At 71.4% G+C, this 22,764-nt stretch carries 21 protein-coding genes and 3 pseudogenes; 10 read left to right on the top strand and 14 right to left on the bottom strand.

The annotated features are described in order from the left end of the window. Window positions 1–194, bottom strand: a pseudogene (locus CCN44_RS43590) (aromatic ring-hydroxylating oxygenase subunit alpha); the annotation flags it as partial. A 293-nt stretch (window positions 195–487) separates the two neighbouring features. On the opposite strand from CCN44_RS43590, the gene CCN44_RS34090 reads away from it, so the two are divergent. From CCN44_RS34090 to CCN44_RS45715, 4 genes and pseudogenes are all read left to right on the top strand, one after another. After that, the gene (locus CCN44_RS34090) at window positions 488–1,129 is read left to right on the top strand and encodes a histidine phosphatase family protein (protein ID WP_086702235.1); all 642 of its coding nucleotides are present in this window, start codon (window positions 488–490) and stop codon (window positions 1,127–1,129) included. Window positions 1,130–1,777: 648 nt separating this feature from the next. Next, window positions 1,778–3,835 carry a hydantoinase/oxoprolinase family protein gene (locus CCN44_RS34095; protein ID WP_086702202.1) on the top strand — a complete coding sequence of 686 codons (2,058 nt, stop codon included), beginning with the start codon at window positions 1,778–1,780 and terminating at the stop codon, window positions 3,833–3,835. Window positions 3,836–3,891: 56 nt separating this feature from the next. Beyond that, window positions 3,892–5,241: pseudogene (locus CCN44_RS47940) on the top strand (hydantoinase B/oxoprolinase family protein); the annotation flags it as partial. Between the two features lie 109 nt (window positions 5,242–5,350). Continuing rightward, window positions 5,351–5,560: a hypothetical protein gene (locus CCN44_RS45715; RefSeq protein WP_208639894.1), complete on the top strand. Its 210-nt coding sequence runs from the start codon at window positions 5,351–5,353 to the stop codon at window positions 5,558–5,560. Between the two features lie 198 nt (window positions 5,561–5,758). On the opposite strand, the gene CCN44_RS34105 is transcribed toward CCN44_RS45715, so the two are convergent. Beyond that, window positions 5,759–6,688 carry a LysR family transcriptional regulator gene (locus CCN44_RS34105; RefSeq protein ID WP_086702204.1) on the bottom strand — a complete coding sequence of 310 codons (930 nt, stop codon included), beginning with the start codon at window positions 6,686–6,688 and terminating at the stop codon, window positions 5,759–5,761. Between the two features lie 71 nt (window positions 6,689–6,759). On the opposite strand from CCN44_RS34105, the gene CCN44_RS34110 reads away from it, so the two are divergent. Then, a complete protein-coding gene (locus CCN44_RS34110; RefSeq protein ID WP_086702207.1) occupies window positions 6,760–7,422 on the top strand; it encodes a maleylpyruvate isomerase family mycothiol-dependent enzyme in 663 nt (220 codons plus the stop codon). 221 nt (window positions 7,423–7,643) lie between these two features. Here CCN44_RS34110 and CCN44_RS34115 read toward each other — a convergent pair whose 3' ends face one another. Continuing rightward, the gene (locus CCN44_RS34115) at window positions 7,644–7,991 is read right to left on the bottom strand and encodes a hypothetical protein (RefSeq protein WP_143650154.1); all 348 of its coding nucleotides are present in this window, start codon (window positions 7,989–7,991) and stop codon (window positions 7,644–7,646) included. Window positions 7,992–8,094: 103 nt separating this feature from the next. Continuing rightward, on the bottom strand, window positions 8,095–9,066 hold the full coding sequence (locus tag CCN44_RS34120) for a helix-turn-helix domain-containing protein (RefSeq protein WP_158103187.1): 972 nt from the start codon (window positions 9,064–9,066) through the stop codon (window positions 8,095–8,097). A 293-nt stretch (window positions 9,067–9,359) separates the two neighbouring features. Here CCN44_RS34120 and CCN44_RS34125 point away from each other — a divergent pair, with 293 nt between their 5' ends. Beyond that, window positions 9,360–9,755 carry a hypothetical protein gene (locus CCN44_RS34125; RefSeq protein WP_086702215.1) on the top strand — a complete coding sequence of 132 codons (396 nt, stop codon included), beginning with the start codon at window positions 9,360–9,362 and terminating at the stop codon, window positions 9,753–9,755. Window positions 9,756–9,886: 131 nt separating this feature from the next. Further along, window positions 9,887–10,546 carry a type 2 periplasmic-binding domain-containing protein gene (locus tag CCN44_RS34130; RefSeq protein WP_143650157.1) on the top strand — a complete coding sequence of 220 codons (660 nt, stop codon included), beginning with the start codon at window positions 9,887–9,889 and terminating at the stop codon, window positions 10,544–10,546. 138 nt (window positions 10,547–10,684) lie between these two features. Here CCN44_RS34130 and CCN44_RS34135 read toward each other — a convergent pair whose 3' ends face one another. Beyond that, window positions 10,685–11,929: a L,D-transpeptidase gene (locus CCN44_RS34135; RefSeq protein ID WP_086702219.1), complete on the bottom strand. Its 1,245-nt coding sequence runs from the start codon at window positions 11,927–11,929 to the stop codon at window positions 10,685–10,687. 312 nt (window positions 11,930–12,241) lie between these two features. On the opposite strand from CCN44_RS34135, the gene CCN44_RS34140 reads away from it, so the two are divergent. Continuing rightward, a complete protein-coding gene (locus tag CCN44_RS34140) occupies window positions 12,242–13,087 on the top strand; it encodes an endonuclease/exonuclease/phosphatase family protein (protein ID WP_086702238.1) in 846 nt (281 codons plus the stop codon). 116 nt (window positions 13,088–13,203) lie between these two features. On the opposite strand, the gene CCN44_RS34145 is transcribed toward CCN44_RS34140, so the two are convergent. From CCN44_RS34145 to CCN44_RS44675, 9 genes and pseudogenes are all read right to left on the bottom strand, one after another. Further along, on the bottom strand, window positions 13,204–13,779 hold the full coding sequence (locus CCN44_RS34145) for an AMIN-like domain-containing (lipo)protein (protein ID WP_059255537.1): 576 nt from the start codon (window positions 13,777–13,779) through the stop codon (window positions 13,204–13,206). A 209-nt stretch (window positions 13,780–13,988) separates the two neighbouring features. Then, a pseudogene (locus tag CCN44_RS46775) lies at window positions 13,989–14,255 on the bottom strand (ABC transporter ATP-binding protein); the annotation flags it as partial. Window positions 14,256–14,292: 37 nt separating this feature from the next. Beyond that, window positions 14,293–15,399 (bottom strand): aliphatic sulfonate ABC transporter substrate-binding protein, encoded by a 1,107-nt coding sequence (locus tag CCN44_RS34155; protein WP_086702222.1) that lies wholly within the window; start codon window positions 15,397–15,399, stop codon window positions 14,293–14,295. A 411-nt stretch (window positions 15,400–15,810) separates the two neighbouring features. Beyond that, window positions 15,811–16,269 (bottom strand): RrF2 family transcriptional regulator, encoded by a 459-nt coding sequence (locus tag CCN44_RS34160; RefSeq protein WP_059255533.1) that lies wholly within the window; start codon window positions 16,267–16,269, stop codon window positions 15,811–15,813. 91 nt (window positions 16,270–16,360) lie between these two features. Beyond that, on the bottom strand, window positions 16,361–17,260 hold the full coding sequence (locus CCN44_RS34165; protein WP_086702225.1) for a TauD/TfdA dioxygenase family protein: 900 nt from the start codon (window positions 17,258–17,260) through the stop codon (window positions 16,361–16,363). 216 nt (window positions 17,261–17,476) lie between these two features. Continuing rightward, the gene (locus CCN44_RS47945; protein WP_391046472.1) at window positions 17,477–17,569 is read right to left on the bottom strand and encodes a putative leader peptide; all 93 of its coding nucleotides are present in this window, start codon (window positions 17,567–17,569) and stop codon (window positions 17,477–17,479) included. A 148-nt stretch (window positions 17,570–17,717) separates the two neighbouring features. After that, window positions 17,718–18,500, bottom strand: coding sequence for a sulfite exporter TauE/SafE family protein (locus tag CCN44_RS34170; RefSeq protein ID WP_086702227.1), 783 nt, complete (start codon window positions 18,498–18,500; stop codon window positions 17,718–17,720). Window positions 18,501–18,666: 166 nt separating this feature from the next. After that, entirely contained in the window at window positions 18,667–19,893 is a 1,227-nt protein-coding gene (locus CCN44_RS34175; RefSeq protein ID WP_086702230.1) for an acyl-CoA dehydrogenase family protein, read from the bottom strand. 453 nt (window positions 19,894–20,346) lie between these two features. Then, a complete protein-coding gene (locus CCN44_RS44675; protein ID WP_158103188.1) occupies window positions 20,347–20,508 on the bottom strand; it encodes a hypothetical protein in 162 nt (53 codons plus the stop codon). Between the two features lie 274 nt (window positions 20,509–20,782). On the opposite strand from CCN44_RS44675, the gene CCN44_RS34180 reads away from it, so the two are divergent. Both CCN44_RS34180 and CCN44_RS34185 read left to right on the top strand, forming a co-directional pair. Further along, window positions 20,783–21,955 (top strand): LLM class flavin-dependent oxidoreductase, encoded by a 1,173-nt coding sequence (locus CCN44_RS34180; protein WP_086702241.1) that lies wholly within the window; start codon window positions 20,783–20,785, stop codon window positions 21,953–21,955. Continuing rightward, window positions 21,952–22,470 (top strand): GNAT family N-acetyltransferase, encoded by a 519-nt coding sequence (locus tag CCN44_RS34185; RefSeq protein WP_086702232.1) that lies wholly within the window; start codon window positions 21,952–21,954, stop codon window positions 22,468–22,470. The genes CCN44_RS34180 and CCN44_RS34185 overlap by 4 nt, the downstream gene beginning before the upstream one ends. The last annotated feature ends 294 nt before the right edge of the window (window positions 22,471–22,764 follow it).

The following is a 22,764-nucleotide window of genomic DNA, read 5'->3' on the forward strand; positions in this document are numbered from 1 at the left end:
TAGTCGCCCGGCCGGGCGACCTGGTTCGCATGCCCGGCGCACAGCCAGTCGGCGCGGAAGACGTGCTCCCTCTCCAGGCGGTAGAAGTCCTCGCTGCTGTACGCCCGTGCCGGGAGCGTCTCACCGCGCTCCAGCGGGAGCGACGCGAGGCGCGTCAGTTCGTCGAGGAGGGAAGCGAGTTCGCGGTGCGGCATGGTGCCACCACCCTTCTTCGGGTTCCTCCCATCGTTCGCCCCGCGGCCCGGGCGGCGGATCGCCGCGAAGACCGATATCCGAGTAGTCCTTTCGGGTGAGACGCTGATGTCTCAATCGGTTAACGTATGTCTCACCGCGTGGAGGAAGCGTGCGAGCCGAGGGCCATCGGCGGTTCGACGCGCCGGGCAACGACGTCCGAGCGGTACGCGTCACGCGGCTGGACGAGGACGACCGCGGTGCGCCGCCGACGTGCTGCTCCGGCCGGCCGTCCGCTCAGGAGGGACACCGCCGCATGCGCACTCTCTACGTCGTCACCCATCCGCAGGCCACGCACCATGTCGAGGACGTCGTCGGGGGCTGGCACGATGCGCAGCTCACACCTGCCGGCATCCGCGCCGCCACCGCCGTCGCCCGGGCACTGCGGGCCCGGATCCCCGAGGGTGCCGGAGTGGAACTGTACGCGTCGGATCTGCGGCGCACCCGGCAGACGGCCGATGCGGTGACCGAGCTGTTCGGCATCGCACCCGTGCTGGACCGCAGGCTGCGCGAGAAGTCCTACGGGGAGGCCGGCGGCAGGCCCCAGGAGTGGCTGGACCGGCGGTTCGTCCCGCCGCCGGCCGTCGGCGAGCGGCTGGACCACGACGAGGGTGTGGAGGGTGCCGAGACCAAAGCGGCTTGGGTCCGGCGCGTCTACTCCGCCATGGACGAGATCCTCGCTCGCCCCTGCGAACACCAGATCATCGTGACCCACGGCGGCACCCTGACGTTCGTCGTGACAGCGTGGACCAAGATGCCGCAGGAGACAGTCGGATATGCCAGTTTCCGGGTGCCTGCCGGCAGCATCACCACGCTGCGCGAGGACGACTTCTTCCACAACCGCCAAGTCGTCGGCCTCGGTGACAGCCGCCATCTCGACTCCGCCGCAGCCGGCTGACCCCGACACGGCGCGCTTGGACCGACCCGCGCTCGTCGAGCAGGGATCGTCGTGCGAACGCGGCCCGATGGCACCGTGCCGGTAGACGAAGGCGTTCGGCGGCGGGGCGCGCGGGACCACGGCGAGGTGTGCCGGACGGCGGACCCCGGATCGCGGCGACAGCGGGGCGCCGGCGCCCAAGTCCGCTCCTGAATCGGCCGTCTTCGAACGGCTGGAGGCGCGCGCGGTGAGGAACGAGTCGACGCCGACACCGGTGAACGTGTCCGCGCCGAGCGGCACGGCATCCGCGACCGCACCCGCCCTCGCGGCGTCGAGGCATCGAGGCGAGGGCTATGGTGCACGGCCTGTTCGCGGGGAAGGTGATGGGCGGAGGGGCAAGGGGGTGAGCAGGCTGCGTGGCGTGCGCCGGCGTCGCAAGGGCGAGAACCGGGTGGAGCACGCTGCCCAGCCGCCGCCCGGGCCGGACGAACTCCTTCCACGCTGCCCGGGCAGGTGGCGACGAGCACTTCTGGCTGATCACGCCCCGACGCGGGCCGACGGGACAGGCATGCGGCCGACGGAAGGGTAGGAGGCCGACGGCACGGGCACGGGACCGACCCGCGACGCGTCGCCGCACCGGCGGCTGCGCGCAGAGAGACAGGAACCCGCATGACGAGGACAACCCGACTGGCCATCGACGTCGGCGGCACCTTCACCGACGTGGTGGAACTGATCCCGGAGACCGGTGCGCTGGTCTTCGACAAGGTCGCCACGACTCCCGACGCCCCCGCCCGGGGCGTGCTCGACGCGTTCGGCAAGGCGGGGGCCTCGATGGACGAGGTGGCCATGTTCACGCACGGCACCACACTGGGCCTCAACGCCCTCCTGACGCGCAGGGGCGCGCGCACCGCCGTGATCTCCACGCGCGGCTTCCGTGACGTCTACCTGCTGGGGCGCACGGACCGGCGCACCAACTACGACATCACCTACCGCAAGCCGACGCCCCTGCTGGAGCGGTACGACACCTACGAGGTGACCGAGCGCAGCCTGTTCGACGGCTCGGTGCACACGCCGTTCGACACCGAGGACGCACACGCGGTGGCCCGCCTGATCGCCGAGCGAGGATACGAATCGGTGGCGGTCGCCTTCCTGCACGCCTATGCGAACCCCGACCACGAGCTGCGCATGCGCGCGGTGCTCGCCGAGGCCGCGCCGGGCGTCGCGGTGACCCTCTCCCATGAACTCTCCCGCGAATACCGGGAGTTCGAGCGCACCAGCACCGCCGTACTGGACGCCTACATCAAGCCGACCGTGCGCCGGTACCTGGAGGTGCTCGAAGGCGAGCTGGCGTCGGGCGGTTTCGAGGGCCGGTTCCTGATGACCCGGTCCGGTGGCGGCGCGATGACGGCGCGCGCCGCGCGGGAGCAGCCGGTGAGCCTGATCCTGTCCGGTCCGGCGGGCGGCGTCATCGGCGCGTCCGCGCTCTCCCGCCTCATCGGCCGGCCGAACCTCATCACGATCGACATGGGCGGCACCAGCCTGGACGCCTCGCTGGTCCTCGACTCCGAACCGGTGTCGTACCAGGGCGCGGAGTTCGAAGGCATGCCCATCAACACCCCGTCCCTGTACATCCACACGATCGGCGCCGGCGGCGGCTCCCTCGCCTGGCTCGACGAAGCGGGCGCTCTCCAGGTCGGTCCGCAGAGCGCCGGAGCGTCGCCGGGACCGGCGTCGTACGGACGGGGCGGGACCCTGCCCACGTTCACCGACGCCGCTCTCGTGCTCGGATACCTGGGCGCGGACTCGCCGTTGGGCGGCGCGCTCACCCTCGACGCGGGGCTCGCCGAGGGGGCGCTGCGGCCCATCGCCGAGACCTTGGGCCTGTCGGTGAAGGCGCTGGCACGCGGCATCGTCCGGATCTCCACCACGAAGATCATGGGCGCGGTCCGCGCCATCACCGTCGAACTCGGGCGCGACCCGCAGGACTTCGCGCTGCTGTCGTTCGGCGGTGGCGGCGGCCTGGTGGCCGTCGACGTCGCCCATGAGCTGGGTATCCCGACCGTCGTGGTGCCGCCCGGCCAGGGCGCGTTCTCCGCCTTCGGCATGCTCATGGCCGACGTCCAGCACGACTTCGCGCGCACCACCGTCACCCCGCTCGCCTCGCTCGAGCCCGGCACCGCCGAGGCGGCCTACCGCAGGATGGAGGAGGAGGCGGCCGGCCTCCTGGAGCAGGAGGGCTTCGGGCCGGAGCGGCGCACGACGGCCCGGATGCTCGACGTCCGCTACACCGGCCAGGAGCACGCCGTCACGGTTCCCTTCCCCACCGGCGCCGAGGACATGGCCGGCGCGGTGGCGAGGGCCTTCGCCGGGCTGCACGAGCGCCAGTACGGGCATGTCATGGACGACCCGGTGGAGATCACCACGATGCGCGTCCGGGCCACCGGACACGTGGACAAGCCGACCCTGCCGCGGATCGGGACGCGGACCGACGGGCGGCCCCGGGCGGGCGGCGTCCGGCCGGTGTTCCTCGACGAGGACGAGCAGGCGGTCGAGTACGCCCTCCACGTCCGGGAGTCCCTCCTCGCCGGCGACGTGATCACGGGCCCCGCCGTGATCGCCGAGCACACCGCCACCACCGTCATCCACGAGGGCGACCGGCTGGAGGTCGGTCCCCTGGGCGAGATGGTCATCACCCTCCACCACGACCACCCGAAGGGCACGCGATGAGCGACCCCATTCAGACCGAGATCATCCGGCACGGCCTCCTGGCCGCCGCCGAGGAGATGGCGCGGAACCTCTGCCGGACGGCGTACAACACGGTCGTCTACGAGATCCACGACTACGGCATCGGCATCCACGCCCCGAACGGCGACGTGGTGGCGGACGTGCCGGGCATCGCGGTGTTCACCCGCGCCAACGACCACGGCATCAAGAAGGCCGTCGAGTTCCTCGGCGCCGACGCGCTGGAGCCGGGCGACGTCTTCATCCTGAACTACCCGTACTGGGCGTCGGCGCACACGCTCGATCCCCTGGTCTTCGCACCGGTCCACCACGGCGACCGCCTCATCGGGTTCACGTCCTGCCGGATCCACGTGCTCGACCTGAAGCAGAAGGACCCGGGGTACGTCCTGGACTCCACGGACATGTACCAGGAGGGCCTGTTCTTCCCGGCCACGAAGCTGTACCGCCGCGGCGTCCCCAACGCGGACGTCTTCAACATCATCCGGTTCAACAGCCGTCTGCCGGAGCGGACCGTCGGTGACATCCAGGCGCAGGTCTCGGCATGCGTCACCGGCGTCCGGCGCACCCGGGAGATCGCCGACAGGTACGGCGCCGACGGGCTGATCGGCGCGATGGACGCGATCAACGACCACGGCGAGCGGCTGGCCCGGCTGGCCCTGCGGAAGCTGCCCAGGGGCACCTGGACGGCGAGCGACTTCGTCGACAACGACGGGGTGGACCTGGACCGGATGATCACATTGAACGTCACCGTCACGGTCGGCGACGACGGGATGGTCATCGACTGGACCGGCAGCGACCGCGACGTCCGCGGGCCGATCAACGTGCCGCTCGGTCTGACGGAGGCCTTCTGCAGCCTCATCTACAAGTCCCTCACGACGCCGGACACCCCGGTGGTGGCGGGCAACTTCCGGGCGCTGCGGATCGTGACGGAGCCCGGCTCGGTCATGCACGCGGTGCCGCCGCAGCCCACGTTCACGCTGTGGACCGGTCTGATCGGCGGCGAAGTGATCCTCAAGGCGCTCGCGCAGGGTATGCCCGACCTCGTGCCGGCCTGTTCCGGAGGCGACGTCTGCTCGATGATGGGCCTGGGCGTGAACCCGCGCACCGGTGAGCCCTGGCTGGAGGCGACGAACGAGGCCGTCGGGTTCGGCGCGCACGCCGGAGGGGACGGCGAGGACGGGATCATGCACCTGTCGGAGCCCGGCTGCCGGAACAACCCTGTCGAGGTGCTGGAGACCAAGTCCCCGATGTTCATCGAGTCCTACGGCTACCGGCCCGACAGCGGCGGTCCCGGGCGGTACCGGGGCGGCGTCGGCGTGGGCCGCAGCTACCGCTTCCTGGCGGATGCCAAGGCGATCTGCCTGACGTACAAGACCAGGACGCAGCCCTGGGCGATCGGTGAGGGCCGCGAGGGCGACAACAACCACGTGATCCTCAACCCGGGCACGCACCGCGAGGTGGTCCAGGGCGGCAGTTACAACCACCTCGTGGCCGGGCGACGTGCTGGTGAACAACACCGGTGGTGGCGGCGGCTACGGCAACCCGTTCGAGCGCGAGCCGGAGCGCGTGGCCCGGGACGTCAGGAACGGCTTCGTGTCGGTGGCGGCTGCGCGGCGTGCGTACGGCGTCGCCGTCGACGCCGAGACGTTCGAGGTCGACCTGCGGGAGACCGCGGCCCTGCGCGCCGCCGCTGCCACTGCCGCTGGGTGACACGCGAACGATGGCCGGGTCTGCCGAGCCGGTGTGCGAGACGCCTGCCTCGCGTCCGACGGACGGCTGCCGGTGCGCGATCCTCGACGGGCGGTCCCCGACGCGATGCTGACGTACCGTCGGCGAACCGGTCGGCGCCTCCGCCGGGACGGGCCGCGCGCGGGCCGCCGCCGCAGCGGGCGGCACCGCCCTCCCGGGCTACCCCCGCTCGCACTCATCGGAGGGCGTGGGGAGGACTTCGCGCAGGCGGTCGAGGAGAACCCGGGCCGCGGGGCTCGAAGGGCCGCCGGCCTGCCAGGCGAGCGCGATGCGGGCACGCATCTCGGGCCGGACGATCCGCAGGGTGCGCAGGTGTCCGTCGAGAGGGGAGTCGTTCTCACCGGCAGGGAGCACGGCGACGCCCAGGCCCCGCGCGGCGAGCTGCGAGAGCACGTGTGGGGCTGCCGCCTCGAAGGCGACCCGGGGCCGGAATCCCGCCTGCGCGCAGCCGCGTTCGAGCGCCGTGCGCACCCCGGTGCCGCGCGGCAGGCAGATCAGCGGCCGGTCCCGCAGCTCGGCCAGCGGGACACTCGTACCGTCGATGTGGTCGAAAAGCGGGTCACTTGGCGCGACAGCCGCGACCAGCGGGACATCGATCACCGTCTGGAAGGCCGCTCCGGGCGGGGGCACCTCGTCCGCCGTTCCGAGGAGGGCGATGTCGAGCTCGCCGGCGAGGAGCGCGGCCTGCATCCGCTCCGTGGTGTCCTCGGTGAGTGCCACCTCCACCGAGGGGTGGGCGTCGTGGAAGTCCGCGAGCAGAGCGGCGATGTCGAAGGCGTGGCCAGTGGCGCCGGAGACCAGTCCGAGCGTCACCCGGCCGCGCAGCAGCCCCGTGTACGCATCGACCGTCTGCCGCACCGACTCCGCCGCGGCCAGCGCGGCCCGGGCGTACGGCAGGACCGCCCGGCCCACCTCGGTCGGCGTCACCGACCGGGCGGAGCGGTCGAGCAGCGGCTGCCCCAACTCCTTCTCCAGCTGGCGGATCTGGGCGCTGAGGCCAGGCTGGGCCAGATGCAGCCGGGCGGCGGCCCTGGTGAAACCGCCTTCCTCGACGACACAGACGAAGTAGCGCAGCTGGCGGAGTTCCATAAGTAGCGATTCTAGATCGCAGCAGGACTATCTACTGGCGTTATCGGCCTGTCGGCCGCAGGCTTGATCACATGGAGAACGTGACAGCCCTCAAGGGGAAGAATGCCGACGTCAGGGCAGCGATTGCGGCGGAACGCCGGGAACTGGCCGACCTGTTCGACACTTTGCGAACCGGCCAGTGGAACGAGCAGAGCCTCTGCGCGGGATGGCGTGTGCGCGAAGTGGCGGCGCACATGTCGATGGGGTTCCGGCTCTCCCTGCCCAGGACGCTGGGTGAATTGGTGAAGGCACACGGGAACCTTCACCTCATGACCGATCGGCTCGCGCGCAGGGATGCGGCCGTCCACTCCACCACCGCTCTCGCCGCCTTCCTGCGGGACAACGCCCACCATCCCTGGACACCACCGGTCGGCGGGCTCACGGCGGCGCTCGGCCACGACGTCGTGCACGGGCTGGACATCACCGTCGCCCTCGGCCTCGACCGGCGCGTCCCCGAGGACCGGCTGCGTATCCTGCTCGACGGCATCCGGCCCAGCGGCCTGAAGTTCTTCGGCGCCGACCTTGCCGGAGTGCAGCTGTGCGCCGACGACCTCGACTGGTCGTACGGCTCTGGCTCCCCTGTCTTCGGTGCCGCCCAGGACCTCCTGCTGCTGGCCTACGGCCGCAGACTTCCGGACGGCCGGCTACGAGGAGAACCGAGCAACCGTTTCACGCGATCCGCCGAGGAAGCATGAACCGGATGCGCACACCGAGCTGATGAGGACGAGCGGGGTCACCGCGCAAGGGGCGATGGTTCGCCCTCCTGATCTCTGTTGCGACGACGACCCGCCGCGCGGACGGCGAAAACCGAAGCAGCAGGCGGCCGTCGGCCGCCTGCTGCGGTACCACGCCAACGCGCCCCTCGCCGAAGGCCCGGTGCGGTGCCCGCCCCGGACGATCCGTACGGCGATCCGTGTTACGGGGCGTAGACCTTCTCGATGCTCACGCTGGAGATGCCCTGCGGGGCCCACCAGTCCCAGTTCTTGGTCACGTTCTTCGGGCATGCCCACGGGCCGTCGTGGTAGCCGTTCGGGTAGTGCACGCGCAAGAAGACGCAGTAGCCGTCGGCCTTCGTGTCCTTGACCCAGCCCATGATGTGGCGGCTGTCGCAGACCTGGCCGCCGTACGTACCGAAACTGGTCGTGTTCCCGAAGGTCCAGCATCCCGCGGCGGTATTGGCGCGGGCTTCGGCCGGGACGATGCTCAGACCCGCGGTGGCTGCGGCGACCGCGCCCACCAACAAGAGCCGCTTGGCAAGTTTCATGGTCGATTTCTCTCCCGCCTGAGTGTGAGCTGCCGGTGTGCCCTCACATCGTGGCGCGGTGCCCGGACCGGGAGTTGGTGATGCGTGCGGTGTTTTTTGCCGCTCAGCGCAGGCCGTTGCGCCTCGGCAGACCGCGCAGCGCGGCCTGCCGCAGTTCCCTGGGCGTCGCGCCGTAGGCCGCGCGGAACGCCCGGCTGAAGTCCGCCGGGCGCAGGAACCCCCACCGGGCGGCGATGGCGCTGATCGGCCGCTGCCGCATGCGCGGGTCCGTGAGGTCGGCGTGGCAGCGCTCCAGGCGGCGCCGGCGTATCGAGGCCGCCACGGTCTCCCCCTGCTGCCGGAAGAGCGCGTGCAGGGAGCGCACGGAGATGTGGTGGTGTGCCGCGATGTCCGCCGGTCCCAGGTCCGGATCGCCGAGGTTGTGGTCGATGAAGGCGTTGACGCGGGCCAGCATGGCCTGCTGGCGGGTCTCGGCCGGAAGGTCGTCGTAGGCGTCGAGGTGCTGGGCCAGGCAGGCGCCCGCCAGGTCGAGCGCCATCGCTCCCAATCGGCTCAGATCGCGCGGGTGGCAGTCGGGGCCGTAGGCGTCCAGTGTGGTCAGGAACCGGGCGAGAATCGCTCCCATGCCGCTGCGGGTCGACAGGGGCTGGGCGAGGAGCCGGTGGACCTTGTCCGGTGGCAGCGGCAGCTCCTCGCGGGGCACCTGCATGATGACCACCTGGGTGTGGCGGCCTCTGTCGGGCACCGCGCCCTCGAAGGGGTGCGAGAGGTCGAAGAGCACCATGTCCCCGCACACCAGCCCGGAGTCCTGGCGCCGCTGGTTGATCCACAGCGGGGTGCCGGAGACGAACGTCAGCTGGTACGTGCCCGGGTCGGCTCGCCGGATGTCCGCCCAGGTGCGTTTCAGGTGTGCGGGCGGGCTGTTGAACGCGGCCACTCGTACGGAGCTGAGGTCCAGCACCGAGGCCCACGCGGGGAAACTCCCGGTGTTCGGGCTGCTGAGGGTGAGCGGTGCCAGCTCACGGGAGACCAGCTCGGCCCAGAAGGGGAACTGGTCCCGCGCGGGCAGATCCATGTTCGACACGTTCAGCCACATTCCGCACCCCGGATTCACCGCACGACGGACCCCGCCGCAGCCCCCGGACCGAGCCGGCCGGCCGCACGCGATGGCCCCACCCTGCCCGGTCGCCCGTGGTCGACTCCACCGATCCGTCGGCTCAGGCCGAAACCCGCCGACCGCGAACGTGATGCCGACGTCGCGCGGCGGCCCCGGGGAGGCGGACCTCCTCGGACCGTGGCCCGCGCACCCGCGTGAGGGAAGCCGGCCCCGGGGTACCCGGCGCACCGGCCGCTACGAAGGGAGACGCCGTGGACGGGACGGGAGCGCGGGGGTCCGGCGTCGCTGTCGCGCACGGCGCCTTCAACGTCGTGGGCGGGCTGTGGCCGCTGGTCCACCTGCGCAGCTTCGAGTGGGTCTTCGGCCCGAAGACCGACGACTGGCTGCAGATGACGACGGGCGGACTGCTGGTCTCCGCGGGGCTCGCCCAGCTCGCGGCGGCGGACCCGCAGAGCCGGGCCCACGCCCGCCGCATCGGCCTGGGCACCGCGCTGACGCTGCTGGCCGTCGATCTCGTCTATGTGCCCAGGGGACGCATCCGGCCGACGTACCTCCTGGACGCCGCCATGCAGACCGGCTGGATCGCCGCCTGGCTGCGCACCCCCTGTCCGACAGGCGCGGGAGCGGCCGGGAGCGGGGAACGATGAGCGGTACGCGCCGAGCGGGCCGGCGCCGGGCACCGGCACGCGGCACTCGACGGGGAGCGGTGCCGCGGGGGAAGCCCGCCGGGCCGGTCCGTGCGTCCGGGGAACCGGGGCAGGTCGGAGGCGTCGAGACGGTGTTCCGCCTGCTGGCTCGCCTGCGGCGGGCTCCCGTGCTCCACCCCGACGGGCTGGTGTGCGCCGCCGAGCTGGAGGTCCCCGGCGACGGCGAACGCTGGGGCGTGCCGTGGCTGGACCGACCCGGGCGGTACGCCGCCACGGTCCGGCTCTCCCGAGCGGCCGGCCTGCCGAGGCGGCTGCCGGACGGGCTCGGGCTGGCCGTCCGTGTGGACGACGCCGACGGCCCGGGCCGGGCCCTCGATCTGCTGCTCACGAGCAGCGGCCGGGGGCGGACGACGCGGCATCTGCCGCTGCCGCGCGCCGACGCGCTGGCCGGACCGTATTCCAGCCTCGTCCCCTACCGGGTGAGCGGCCGTCCGCGCGTACTGGCCGCCTTTCCCCGGCGTTCCCACCGGGCCCCGGTGCACGGCGACCCGGCGAGTCTGGCCCGCGCCCTGGGTGCCGGGCCGCTCGTGTTCGATCTGTGCGCCGAGGGGCCCGGCCGTTCCTGGCGCGTGTTCGCCGTGCTCACGGTCCGTACGGCTCTGCCGATGGGGCCGAAGGAGAGCACGGGCTTCGACATCTACGCGCACGACGCCCGGCAGTTCACGCCGGGCCCCGCACTGGCCGCGATCCGCCGCGCCGCCTACAGGGGGTCCCGGGCGGGCCGCCCCTGAGAGCGCGGAGGGGGTGGGCCGCCCGAGCGCTTCGGCGGGCAGCCCCGTCTCTCCGTGCCGCTCGCCGGAGCCGACGCACCCGTCCCCTCGTACCGCCTGGGGTACGAGGGGACGGGTGCGTGAAGCGTGGGGTGGGCGTCAGGCGGCCGGGCTGCCCGCGACCCACTCGCTCCACGGCATGTTCCAGTCGCTGAGGCCGTTGTCCGGGGCCAGCTTGGTCTTGTCGTCGGAGTTCTTGACGATCACGACGTCACCGGTCATCGACTGGTCGAAGAACCACGCGGCGGGCTGCTTGCCGTCGCCGCCGCCCCTGACGTCCTTCAGGCCTATGCAGCCGTGGCTGCTGTTGACCTTGCCGAAGATCGAGTCCTTGCCCCAGTAGTTGCCGTGGATGAACGTGCCCGAGTCGGTCAGGCGCATGGCGTGGGGCACGGCCTTGATGTCGTACGAGGGCTTGCCGTCCTTCTCCGTGAGGCCGACGCTCGCACCGTTCATATGGATCTGCCGGAACTTCTCGGAGATCACCATCTGACCGTTGTACGTCGGATGCTCGGGGCTGCCCGACGAGACCGGGATCGTCTTGATCGTCTTGCCGTCCCGGACGACGGTCATCTGCTTCGTCCGTGCGTCGACGGTGCTGATCTGGCTTCGGCCGATCTTGAACGTGACCGTCTTCCGGACGCCGTGGCGGTCGAGCTTGACCGTGACGGTGGAGCCGGGCTTCCAGTAGTTCTCGGGGCGGAAGTCCAGGCGGTGGTCGCTGAACCAGTGACCGACGACCCGCTGGCCGCTGCTGGAGCTGACCTCGATCTCCGACTGGACGGCGGCCCTGTCGCTGACCGCCTTGTCGAAGGTGACCGTCACCGGCATGCCCACGCCGACGGTCGAGCCGTCCTGGGGGGAGACGTGTCCGGTGAAGTCGTCGGCCGGGGAGACCGTGGTGATCGTGGCGTTGCCGGTGGTGGAGCGGCCCTTGGCGTCCTCGGCCTCCGCGGTGATCTGATACCTGGTGGCACGCTCCAGCCGGACGTCCGACTTCCAGGACGTGCCGTCCGCGGACAGAGTGCCCGCGACCTCGGCACCGGTCGCGACGGCGGTCATGGTCACCTTGGTGAGCTTGCCGTTGCCGACGGTGACGCCGACCCGGTCGTCGATCCCGACGGCGTAGGCACCTGGGCCGGGTGTGATCTTTATTCGGGCGTCCGAGGCTTCCTGGTCGCCCGCCTGACCGACCCGCGCCTGCGCTTGCGGCTGGTTCCCGGCGTCGTTGCCGTTGCCGTCGGCGGCAGCGCTACTAGTACCGCTGAGAGCCGTGACTGTGAGTACGCCGCCGAGTACGCCGGCCGTCACCAGCCTGGTGTGCCGTCTACAGAGCGTGATCAAACGAATCTCCCATGTTGCTGGTCTCTGCGTCCCCGTGCCGATCGCCGGCTAGGTACGACAAAGCCTTCTAACCACTTATAGGGCACACCTCATCCAGGAATGCGCAAATTGTGGCAAGGGCCACGCACCAGGCGGGCGCGGGCTCAGAGGCGGTCGAAACGAGATTCGCCCTGGCCACCTGGCTCCGGGGCAGTGGTGACATACTCAAGCACCGTCGCCGGGCGCGGGCCGGCGACCACGACCGTCCGGGGCTGCGCGCCGCCGGTGTCTGCCGGGGCACAGGACGCCATGGGCGTGCACGGCGAGGAGGCGATGGTGTTCGGGAGAGGCACGCGCATGCTGGCGGCCGGCTTGATCGTGGCCTTCATGGGGTTCATCGGCCCCAGCGCACCCAGCGCTGCCCTCTTCGCCAGGCCACTGCCCGCCGAAGCCGTCGAGGACGTCGTACCGAACCGGGTCATGACGTGGAACATCTGCAACCCCTGCGGGGAAAGCAACCTCGACCGGGCAGCGGAGATCGCCACATACGCGCCGCAGGTCATCGGCCTGCAAGAGGCCTGCGTGCGTGATGTCGAGCGGATACGCAGCCATCTGGAGAGGTTCTACGGGCTGGCCTACCACGTCGAGTACGGGACGGTTCTCCGGGACTGGGGCCGCTGCGGGGGGCTGCCGTGGAATCCGGGGGCGTTCGGCCAGGCGATTCTCTCGGCGGCGCCGATGACCGACCCCGTCAGCGTGGAATACCCCGACGGCGGGTCCGAGGACCGCGGATACCTGGCAGTCACCACCACCGTGGGCGGCCAGTCCGTCCGGATCTTCAACACCCATCTCGCCCAACGACGTCAAGAGGCGGTCCGAGCAGCCCAGACCCGCGTTCTCGCCGCAGACGTCGCCCGCCACGACCGCGCGATCGCTCTCGGCGACTTCAACGCCGTGCCGGCCGCCCCCGAACTCGCCGGGATGTGGAAACTGGCCGCGGACACAGACCCCCGGTGCCATCCCTCGTCCAGCGGCGATTGCGCCCCGACCACGGACTGGCAGAGCAAGTTCGACTACGTCTTCCTGCGAGGCATCGTCCCGCTCGGACACCGTGTGCAGCCGACCGCGTACTCGGACCACCACCTGCTGCACGCCGACCTGGACATGAACGGCGCCTGAGGCCGGCCGGTGGCCCCGCCGCTCCCCGCTCCGGAAGCCGTCGAGGGGTCGCCCACGGTCAGCTCCGCTCGGACTGACCGTGTCCGGCAACCCCGTCGAGGCGTTGTCCCGCCCCGCTAACTCGTCCAGCTGTGGGCCACGTCGACGACGACCCGGTCGGTCAGCTGGGTCACGCGGAACGGCAGCCGCGCGCGTGTGCCGACAGCGACCTGCGTCTGTCCTTCGAAGGTGCCGCCGAACCGGGTGTCCCGGAAGGTGCTGTATCCGCTGATGTTCACGCCGGGCAGGGCCTTGCCCACTTCTCCCGGGTAGGTCGGCGCGCCGGCGTCCAGGTCGTAGCTCCACGCGTCGACGCGGATGTCGAGGATCGCCCCGCCCGCGACGGGTATGTACTCGCCCGAGGGGTCCGCGTGGAACGCGTCCACGTACTGGACGTGGTAGCCGATCCGGTCGCCGCCGCCGGGCACGTCGAACACGATGCGGTCGTAGCATTCGTTCTGGCCGGTCCTGATGTTCTCCAGGTGATCGACCCCCGTGGCGGCACCGCTCTTGGCACCGCTGCCCCAGCCCGTCGGGCAGGCCGCCGCCGCGCGCGGTCCCTCTGCCGGGGCAGCGCCCGCGGTGCTCGCCGCCGTTCCCAGCGTGGCGCCCGCGAGCACGAGTACCGCCACTGCCGCCGTGACACGTCGCATCCTGTTCCCCTTGGTGCCGTGTGACTCTGACGCCGGGTGAGACGGGCTGCGGCACCGGAAGGTTGTACGCGGGACGGGGGCAGGCGGGGGATCTGGCCATCCATGGGGTCACTCATCGGCGTCGCCCCGCCCGTGGACGGCGGCTTCACCGCCCACTGAGCGTCTCCGCGTCGTACCCGGTGAAGCCGTTTCCTCAGGGCGGTGAGTGGGCCGTCCGTGCCGGTGGAGCCGGCGGAGGGCAGGTCCAGTCGCGCGACCGGGTGGCGCAGGGTGGACTCGCGGCAGCCGGAGGGCCCCAGGAGGGTGACGCACTCGTCCGGTGCGACATCGAGCGTGATGTCGTCCAGCACGACTGGTCGTCCGCCGGGCGTGCCCGGCGCGCGGAAGGACGTCGAGACGTGCTCGGTACGGGCGGCGTGCGTCACCGCGGTGGTGTCCTCGGCGACGTGGGCCACGGTGGTCGCCTCGGACGTCACCCCTGGGAACCCATCGGATCCGCTGTCGGTCGCCCGGCTACTCGGTGCCGAGACCGGCGTCGTCGACCTCGTCCTTGCCCTCGTCCTTCAGGACCTTGTTCAGCGGGGCGAGGTCGTAGATGCCCTTCAGATCGGGCTTCTCCAGCAGGCCGGACTGCACCGCGTGCTCCGCCTCGGTGTCGAGGGTGGAGGCCAGCGGGTCGTCGAGGAAGGTGATGGACTTCCAGGCCGGGTCGATGACCTCGGCGGGCAGAGCCTTGCCGGACTCCTCCTTGAGCGCCGCGTTGGCCGAGGCCTTGGCCTTGTCCGGGTTGGCGTTGATCCACTCGTTGGTCTTCACCGAGCCGCGCAGCACGGCTTCGACGACGTCCGGGTGCTCCTTCAGGAACGCCTGCCGGACGATGATGTTCGTGATCACGAACTTCTTGTCCGGCCACAGGTCGGCCTCGTCGAGCAGCACCTTGCCGCCCTCGGCGACGAGCTTGGACGCGGTCGGCTCCGGCACCCAGGCGCCATCGATCGAGCCGGCGTTGTAGGCGTCCGGCGTGATCTTGTTGTCGGTGCGGACGACGGAGACATCGCCCCTGCCGCTCTGCGCGTCGACCTTCCAGCCCTGCTCGGCGATCCAGTTCAGCAGCGCGACGTCCTGGGTGTTGCCGAGCTGCGGGGTGGCGATCCTCTTGCCCTTGACGTCCTTCAGGGACTTGATCTTCTCCGGGTTGACGACCAGCTTCACACCGCCGGAGGCGGAACCGCTGATGATGCGCAGGTTCTTGCCGTTCGACTTCGTGTAGCCGTTGATGGCGGGGGACGGGCCGATCCAGCCGATGTCGATGGAGCCGGCGTTCAGCGCCTCGATCTCGGAGGGACCGGCGTTGAAGGTGGACACCTTGATCTTCGTGCCGCCCAGCTCCTTCTGGAGCAGGCCCTCCTGGACACCCACCAGAGCGGTGGCATGCGTGAGATTGGGGAAGTAGCCGATCTTCACCTCGTCCGAGGAGAGCTTCTCGGCGCCCGCCGCGACCTCGGTCTGCCTGCCGTCGTCGGTGGACTCGGCGCCGTAGCCGCAAGCGGTCAGCAGCAGGGGGAGCGCCGCGAGGACGGCGAAGGGGCGCAGGGTGGTGAGCGGTCTTGCGGCAGACACGGAGGTGTCCTCTCAGGGGAAGGTGTTCAGGGAGGTACGGCACGGGAGGCGCGGAGCCTGCTGATGCACATCGGCACACCCGCACACCACACACACCTCGCCCAAGGTCCCGCGGGACGGCAGGGGACGCGGCGGTGCGTGAGGGCGTTCGGGTCGTGGGGGAGGGGGCTCAGACGAGCCGACAGATGGCGCTGGAGGTGCGGCCGAAGTCGACGTGGCGACGCGAGGCCAGGAGGGGCAGCGACAGGACCGTGCGGTGGTGCGTGCGCATGACGGCCCCCCAGCGATTCCTAGTTTTCCTACCTGGCTGATGGGGATCGTGGCAGAAGGGAGCGCCCACCCCAAGAGGTAGTTCGCATGGTGGACGCCGCTATCTCGTGTTTTGGGATCGGTGGTGGCCGGGCAGGTGTGTCAGGGGTTCACCCAGGCGCCCGGTGCGTCGGTCAACGCGGAGACGTCGGAGGGCAGTTGAGACGATGCGACATCGGCGAGCGACACACCTTCGAGGATTTCCCGCACGTTGGACCGCAGCGCGATCCACAAGGGGAGCAGCGACTCGGCGGGGCCGGTGTAGGACAGGTCCGGCGGGCGGACACCGCGCACCGAGACCAGGGGGCCGTCCACGACGCGGATGACGTCGGCGATGCTGATGGAATCGGCGGGCCTGGCCAGCCGGTAGCCGCCGTTGCCGCCGCGCTGGCTGAGGACGAGACCGCCCCGGCGCATGTCGTTCAGGATGCCCTCGAGGAACTTGTGCGGGATGTCCTGGGCGGCGGCGATGGCCTCGGATTTCAGGGGCGTGTCATCCCGGGACGCGGCGAGCTGCAGTGCGGCACGTACCGCGTAGTCCGCTCTGGCTGAGATCCGCATGCGCGCATTATCCCGTACGGGTCGGGTCGGCGTCCGCCGCGGGCGGGCCGCCGGACGGGGGCGGGTGTCCGCTGCCCGGCGGCCGAAGGGCTCAGGCCGCGGCTGGCGTGTAGTGGGAGGCGTCGTCGCCCTCGACGACATGGCTGAGCGTGCCGTCGACACCGGCCGGGACATCGCCCGCGACGGTCACCCGGTGCAGCAGGCGCGGCAGGTCGCCGTAGTCGTCCGGGGCGTAGTGCTGGGTGATGCGGTTGTCGAACAGGACCAGGTCGCCCGGCCTCCAGGCCACCCGCACGATGTTCTCCGGGCGGGTGACGTACGACTGGAAGATGCGCAGCAGGTCGCGGGAGTCGGAGGAGCCGAGACCGACGATGCTCTGGGCGAAGCCGCCGATGAACAGCCCGCGCTCCCCGGTCTCGGGGTGGACGCGGACGACCGGGTGCGCGGTGCGGTACTTCCGCGAGACGAACCGCCTGCGGTACTCGGCGGCCTTCTCGCTCTTCGGGGCGGCGTAGTCGTAGTCGTTGGTGTGCACCGCCCACAGCGTGTCCGCCAGCTCCCGCAGCGGCCCGGGCAGGTCCCGGTAGGCGGCGGCCGCGTTGGCGATGAGCGTGTCGCCGCCGTAGGGCGGGACCACGATGCTGCGCAGCGTGGAGGCCTTCGGGGGCGTCCGGACGAAGGTGACGTCGGTGTGCCACTGGTTGGCGCGGATCCCGTCGTCGCCGTCGACCGGCAGGACGTGGGGCTGGCCGTCGACGGAGGGGACGGTGGGGTGCGCGGTGGTGAGGTCGCCGAAGAGGGAGGCGAAGCGGAGCTGGCCGGCATCGTCGAGCTGCTGGTCGCGGAAGACGAGTGCCTTGTGTTCCAGGAGCGCGGAGTTGATCTCGGTGACGACGGCGGGGCCGAGGCCGGTGGACAGGTCCACGCCGAGGATCTCGGCGCCGATACGGCCGCCGATCCTGCGGATGTCGAAGGCGGTAGTGGTGGTCATGTGCGGATTTCCTTCCAGGAGGTGATCAGCGATCGGTCGGGAGGCCGTCACGAGGTGAGGGGTCCGGCTCAGGCAACCGGGCGAGGAGAGGGAAGACGTCGAACGACGGAGAAGGGGCCGCGGGTGACAGCGCCGACGAGGAGCCCCACGTCGGTACGACGACAGCGGCTCGGCGCCGGAGCCGACTGTGCGAAGGGGGGAAGAGACGTGCGCCGGTCAGCGAGTGCGGCGGCCGACGGCACAGAGGGCGCTCGCCTGTCGGCGCAGATCGACGTGCAGGCGCGCGGCGAGAGTCTCGGACGTGCTCACAGTCAGGAGAGTCGCAGTGCGAACCAGCGAGGTCAATGTCGCTCGCGTACGCGTCTCGGATTCTCAACGGTCCGACATGCGCGTGAAGTGCGGCGTTCACAATCTCCGGGCGGCGGCGTGCTGACCGCCCTGGTGCCGGCCCCGGCCGTCAGCGCAGTGCCTGCACGGCGTAGAGGGCGCCGAGGACGGCGGCAAGGGCGCCGAGCAGGAGGCGGAGTGCGGTCTCGGGCAGACGAGGCCGCAGGCGTGCCCCGAGGTAGCCGCCGATCAGTCCGCCGAGACCGCAGGCCAGGCCGAGGTACCAGTCAGGGGCGATGGCACCGGAGCCGGTCAGGGACAACAGCGCGAAGACCGCGGCACCTGCCACGGAGGTGGCGAACGTGGAGGCGAGGGCGGCCGGTGCCACCCGGACGACGGGCATGCCCCGGCCGACCAGGACGAGGCTGAGGATGGATCCGCCGCCGATCCCGTAGATGCCGCCGACCACACCGACGACCAGGGCCAGTCCGGTGACGGCTCGAGGCGAGGGCGCCGCGGCCACGGCCGGCCGGACGGGCTGGAGGGTGCGGCCGATGAGCCACAGGCCCAGCGGCATCAGCAGCGCCGCGACCAGGAGGCGGAACGTGGTGGCCCCCGGGACGGCGAAGACCCGTACCACGGCGCCGATGACGACACCGGGCAGAGTGCCGGCCACCAGGCGGAGCGTCAGCGAGCCGCGCAGCAGCCCCTCGCGGTGGTGCCGCAGCAGGGCGCCGGGGCCGGCCACCACGTTGTACAGCAGGTTGGTGGGCGTCACCGCCGGGCTGGGCACCCCCAGTACGCTCAACTGCACGGGAAGCAGGAACACCGCGCCCGAAACGCCCACCGGCGCGGTCACCACCGCTATGAGCAGGCCGACGGCCAGACCGGCCGTCCCAGTCGACCATGTCACTGCTTCCCCCTGATGCGCATGTCCGGTTCGCGTCGTCGCCGAGGTTCCCGCTGCCGGCCCGTGGGGCCGCTGACCACCGCGGCAGCGAGGGATCCTGACAGCGGTCCGGCCGGCCCGGGCATGGCGGGACCGCGGAACCGGTCTCCCGGACGTCAACGCCTCCCGGTCAGGCGGGCAGGACGAACGGAGGATGGGCTCCGACGAGGAAATAGTGTCCGACATCGCGGAGCCGGTGGGTGACGGGCTCGTACAAGGTGTGGGTCCGGGCATTGCGCCAGAACCGGTCGAAGCCCAGCCGCGCGGACGTGGCACGGGCACCGACGATTTCCAGGGCGCGGGTGGTGGACTCCTGCGCCGCCCTGGCCGCGGCGGATTCGGCCATGGCCACGAGGGCGGAGATGTCTGCGGACTCGTCGTAGCTGAGGTCTTCGCCGCGCTCCAGCCCGCCCCGCACGGCTTCGAGCGCCTGATCGGTGAGTGCCGACGCGGAGCGGGTGAGGACGGTGAGTTCACCGTAGGCGGTCTGCACCTGCGGGTCGTGCGGGGTACCGCCGGGCCACGCCGGGTGCAGGGGCGCGTGCCCCGTCCTGCTGAACTCCCGGGCTTCGGCGAGCACTCCCTCGGCCGTGCCGAGCAGGACCTGGGCGGAGAAGAGACGCCCGGCCGGAGAGGCCAGGGCGGCCCGCGGCGACAGCAGGTCGTCGTCCGCGGACAGGGAGCCGAGGACCTCGTCGGCACCCACGAGGACGTCCTCGAACACCACGCTGCCGCCGGCCGCGAGCCGTTGGCCGAAGGTGTCGGCGTCGCCGTCGATCGTCACACCGCTGCGGCCCGGATCCACCACGACGGCGAGTGGTTCACCCGTGTCCCTGCGCACGGCGCGCACGGCGAGACGGTCGGCGACCAGGACCCCGGTGGTGTAGTTCTGCCGACCGTCGAGCACCAGCCCCCTGGGGGTCCTGACCAGCATCAGAGGCGGCTCCTGGCGCGCGAGACCGCCGCCCCAGCACCACTCCTCGACCGTGGACCGCTCCTCGGTCCGCGCGGCGAGGGCGGGCTCGGCGAAGAACCGGGCGCTCCACGACAAGAAGTAGTGACAGCCGAGTAGTTGACCGATCGCTCCATCGGCCGCGGCGATCTCCCGGACGACGGCGTAAGCCGTCAGCCAGTCCCCGCCGCCTCCCCGGGGCCCGGCCGGCAGGAGCGTCAGCAGTCCCGCCTCGCGCAACCGGGACACCTCGTCGAACGGGGCCTTGCCCGCCTGCTCCCTGGCCACCGAGTCCGTGGCCAGGTCGTCCGCCACCTCGCGGGCCACGCGCAGCCAGTGCGCTCGGCCGGGACCGGTCCGGTCGGACGGCGAGGTGGGGCGGGACGGCGCGGAGGCAAGGCCCATGGAAGTGGTCTCCTCAAGATCGGCCGCACAGCGCGGCGCCGCTGTCAGCGGTGTCGCCCGCCAGGCGGGGGCGGGGCATGTCGGAGAGCGGTGGTTCGTGCGGGGCCGCGTGGGCCGCAGGTGCCGTGGTCATGGCGGTTGTCCCTCAGAGATGTGTCGGACCGGCAGGCGCCGGGGGTGACGTCGCCCGATCGCGGGCGAAGGGCGAGCGGAGCTGCACGGGTGAACGTGTCAGCCGCGTGCCTTACACATGACAGCAGGCGGCACTGACGACGTGACCGAAGTCGACATGCCGACGACGAACGAGTCGTTGCTGCTTATGGGACATGTTCATCATCCTGAGCACCCTCGGTGAACGCCGTCAAGGTTTCCCTACTATTTCCATAGGAAAACTAGGGAAGGTCTCACCATCTGAGAGACCGGCCGCCCGGGTGGCCGCTCTGCCGCTGCGGCTCAGCGGGCGTGCGGGGCACGGGAGTTGCAGCAGGCGCAGAGCGCTCGGAGGACGGCACGCGAGGGGCGCCGGTCGAGGCGGTCCGGTACCGGGAACTGCTTGACGAGCCACACGATGTACTGCTCAAGTAGGCGCATGAAGGCCCAGCGGCGCTTGGTCACGCGCGATCACATCGACTTCGGCCGGGTGTGGTCCGCGGCGTGTTGCGCCTGACTCGGCAGCGGGCCGTCCGACCGGCCCTCTCCTCCCTCGGTGACCCCGTCACGGGCCGAGTTCTCGACACGCGCGCTGCCGCGGCTCCGCTGCTTCCGACCCCGGACGCCGTCACGACTGCACGGACCCGCCGCCTGCCCTGACGGTCCGTCCGCCCACGCCCGCACGCGGGGAGATTCCGCCATGCCCGCGTGCCGCCACCACCTCCGAAAGGCCACGCCCATGCCCGTGGAGTTCCTCGGCATCGCCGCCACCAACGACGGCTCCGAGACCACCCCGCGCTCCGGTGCCGCGTTCGACAAGGACTACACCCTCCGGCTCGCCCGGGCACACGAGGACCACGGCTGGGACCGGGTGCTGTTCGCCTACGGCTCCGGATCGCCGGATCCCGCACCGGCCGCCGCCTACATTGCCAGCAGGCTGGACCGCCTGGAAATCCTGCTCGCCCACCGGCCCAACGTCTCGTACCCCACCTTCGCCGCCAAGACCTTCGCCACCCTCGACCAGATCAGCGAGGGCCGGCTGACCGTGCACTTCATCACCGGCGGCAACGACCACGAGCAGGGCCGCGAGGGCGACACCCTCACCAAGGACGAGCGCTACGCCCGCACCCGTGAGTACATCCGGATCGTCAAGAAGATCTGGACCACTCACGAACCCTTCGACCACGAGGGCGCGCACTACCGCTTCCACGACTTCGTGAGCGACGTCTTTCCCGTCCAACAGCCCCGCCCGAAGGTCTCGTTCGGCGGTTCGTCCCCTGCCGCGTACGCCGCCGGTGGCGCCGAGGCCGACATCTACTGCCTGTGGGGCGAGCCCCTCGCGCAGACCGCCGAGCAGATCGAGAACGTCAAGGCCGCCGCGAAGGCCGCGGGCCGCACCGACGTGCCCCGCATCCAGGTCGCCTTCCGCCCCATCATCGCCCCGACCGAGGAACTGGCCTGGGAGAAGGCCCACCGCACGGTCGGCGCGATCAGGGCCCGCAGGGAGAAGGGCGAGGCGGTCACCAAGCGCCACAACGGTCATGCGCAGCCCGAGAACACGGGCTCGCAGCGGTTGATCGCCATCGCCGAGGAGGGGGAGCGCTACGACCGCGCCCTGTGGACCCCGACCGCCGCCGCGACCGGTGGCGCGGGCAACTCCAACGCCCTGGTCGGCACCCCGGAGACGGTCGCCCAGGCACTGCTCGACTACTACGACCTGGGTGTCGACATCCTCTCCGCTCGCGGGTACGACCTGCTGGACGACGCCATCGACTTCGGCCGGTATGTGATCCCGATCGTCCGCGAGGAAGTCGCCAAGCGCGACTCCGAGCGCGAAGCCCAGCGTGAAGCCCACCGCGACACCGAGCGCGCGGGCCGCGGCACGCAGAACCTCGCGGCGGTGCACGGATGACCTCCGTCGCCCGACCACCGTCCCCAGCGGCTGAGACGACCGTCATCGACGTGCCGGTGTCCGATCCCCGGGTGAAGGCGCTCCTGCGGGAACTCGGCGACGAGTACGCCGCGCGCTACGGCGGCGACGCCCGCGCCGAGCTGGCCCGCTACCCCGACGAGGAGTTCACCGCGCCGTACGGTGGCGTCCTGCTCCTGCTCCTGGAGCGAGGCGAGCCGGTCGCGGGTGGCGCCTTTCGCCGGTACGACGCCACCACGGCCGAGCTGAAGCGGATCTGGACGCACTCCGGCCACCGCCGACGCGGCCTCGCCCGACGGGTCGTCGCCGAGCTGGAGCGTGAGGCGGGCGCTCGCGGCTACCGGCGGATCTACCTGACGACAGGGCCACGCCAGCCCGAGGCCCGCGGCCTGTACCTGGCCACCGGCTACACACCGCTGTTCGACACGGAGGCCGACCCGGAAACCATCGGCCCGCTGCCGTTCGAGAAGCACCTCCACGTCACGCCGCGCACCTGACAGGTCTTCGTCCGGTGAACGTTGAAGGTCTTCGCCCCGGTGAACGTTTCCGGGGACCAGAGCACGCCTGCGCATCGCCGCCGCCCTCGCGCTGAAGCGTCGGGGCCCGGCCGACCAGGCCGTGAGCGAGTCCGCCCGCCCGCGAAGGAGTACGCGTGAAGCCGTTCCAAAACCGTCATCCCCGCCGTCCCGTGCGAGTGGCGCTGGGCTCGGCCGTCCTGCTGGCCGCCTCCGTCACCGTCCCGTCCGCCGCGGCTGCCGGGGTGGCGGAGCAGCCCCGCTCGTCCGTGGCCC

This window comes from Streptomyces tricolor, assembly GCF_002155905.1.
Taxonomy (GTDB): Bacteria; Actinomycetota; Actinomycetes; order Streptomycetales; family Streptomycetaceae; genus Streptomyces; species Streptomyces tricolor.

Coding starts and splice junctions, on each gene's coding strand:
- CCN44_RS34095 (WP_086702202.1), top strand. CDS start 1,778: ATGACGAGGACAACCCGACTGGCCATCGACGTCGGCGGCACCTTCACC.
- CCN44_RS34140 (WP_086702238.1), top strand. CDS start 12,242: ATGGTGTTCGGGAGAGGCACGCGCATGCTGGCGGCCGGCTTGATCGTG.
- CCN44_RS34175 (WP_086702230.1), bottom strand. CDS start 19,893: ATGGGCCTTGCCTCCGCGCCGTCCCGCCCCACCTCGCCGTCCGACCGG.
- CCN44_RS34105 (WP_086702204.1), bottom strand. CDS start 6,688: ATGGAACTCCGCCAGCTGCGCTACTTCGTCTGTGTCGTCGAGGAAGGC.
- CCN44_RS34090 (WP_086702235.1), top strand. CDS start 488: ATGCGCACTCTCTACGTCGTCACCCATCCGCAGGCCACGCACCATGTC.
- CCN44_RS34165 (WP_086702225.1), bottom strand. CDS start 17,260: ATGACCACCACTACCGCCTTCGACATCCGCAGGATCGGCGGCCGTATC.
- CCN44_RS34120 (WP_158103187.1), bottom strand. CDS start 9,066: ATGGATCTGCCCGCGCGGGACCAGTTCCCCTTCTGGGCCGAGCTGGTC.
- CCN44_RS34145 (WP_059255537.1), bottom strand. CDS start 13,779: ATGCGACGTGTCACGGCGGCAGTGGCGGTACTCGTGCTCGCGGGCGCC.
- CCN44_RS34110 (WP_086702207.1), top strand. CDS start 6,760: ATGGAGAACGTGACAGCCCTCAAGGGGAAGAATGCCGACGTCAGGGCA.
- CCN44_RS34115 (WP_143650154.1), bottom strand. CDS start 7,991: ATGAAACTTGCCAAGCGGCTCTTGTTGGTGGGCGCGGTCGCCGCAGCC.
- CCN44_RS34180 (WP_086702241.1), top strand. CDS start 20,783: ATGCCCGTGGAGTTCCTCGGCATCGCCGCCACCAACGACGGCTCCGAG.
- CCN44_RS34185 (WP_086702232.1), top strand. CDS start 21,952: ATGACCTCCGTCGCCCGACCACCGTCCCCAGCGGCTGAGACGACCGTC.
- CCN44_RS34160 (WP_059255533.1), bottom strand. CDS start 16,269: ATGCGGATCTCAGCCAGAGCGGACTACGCGGTACGTGCCGCACTGCAG.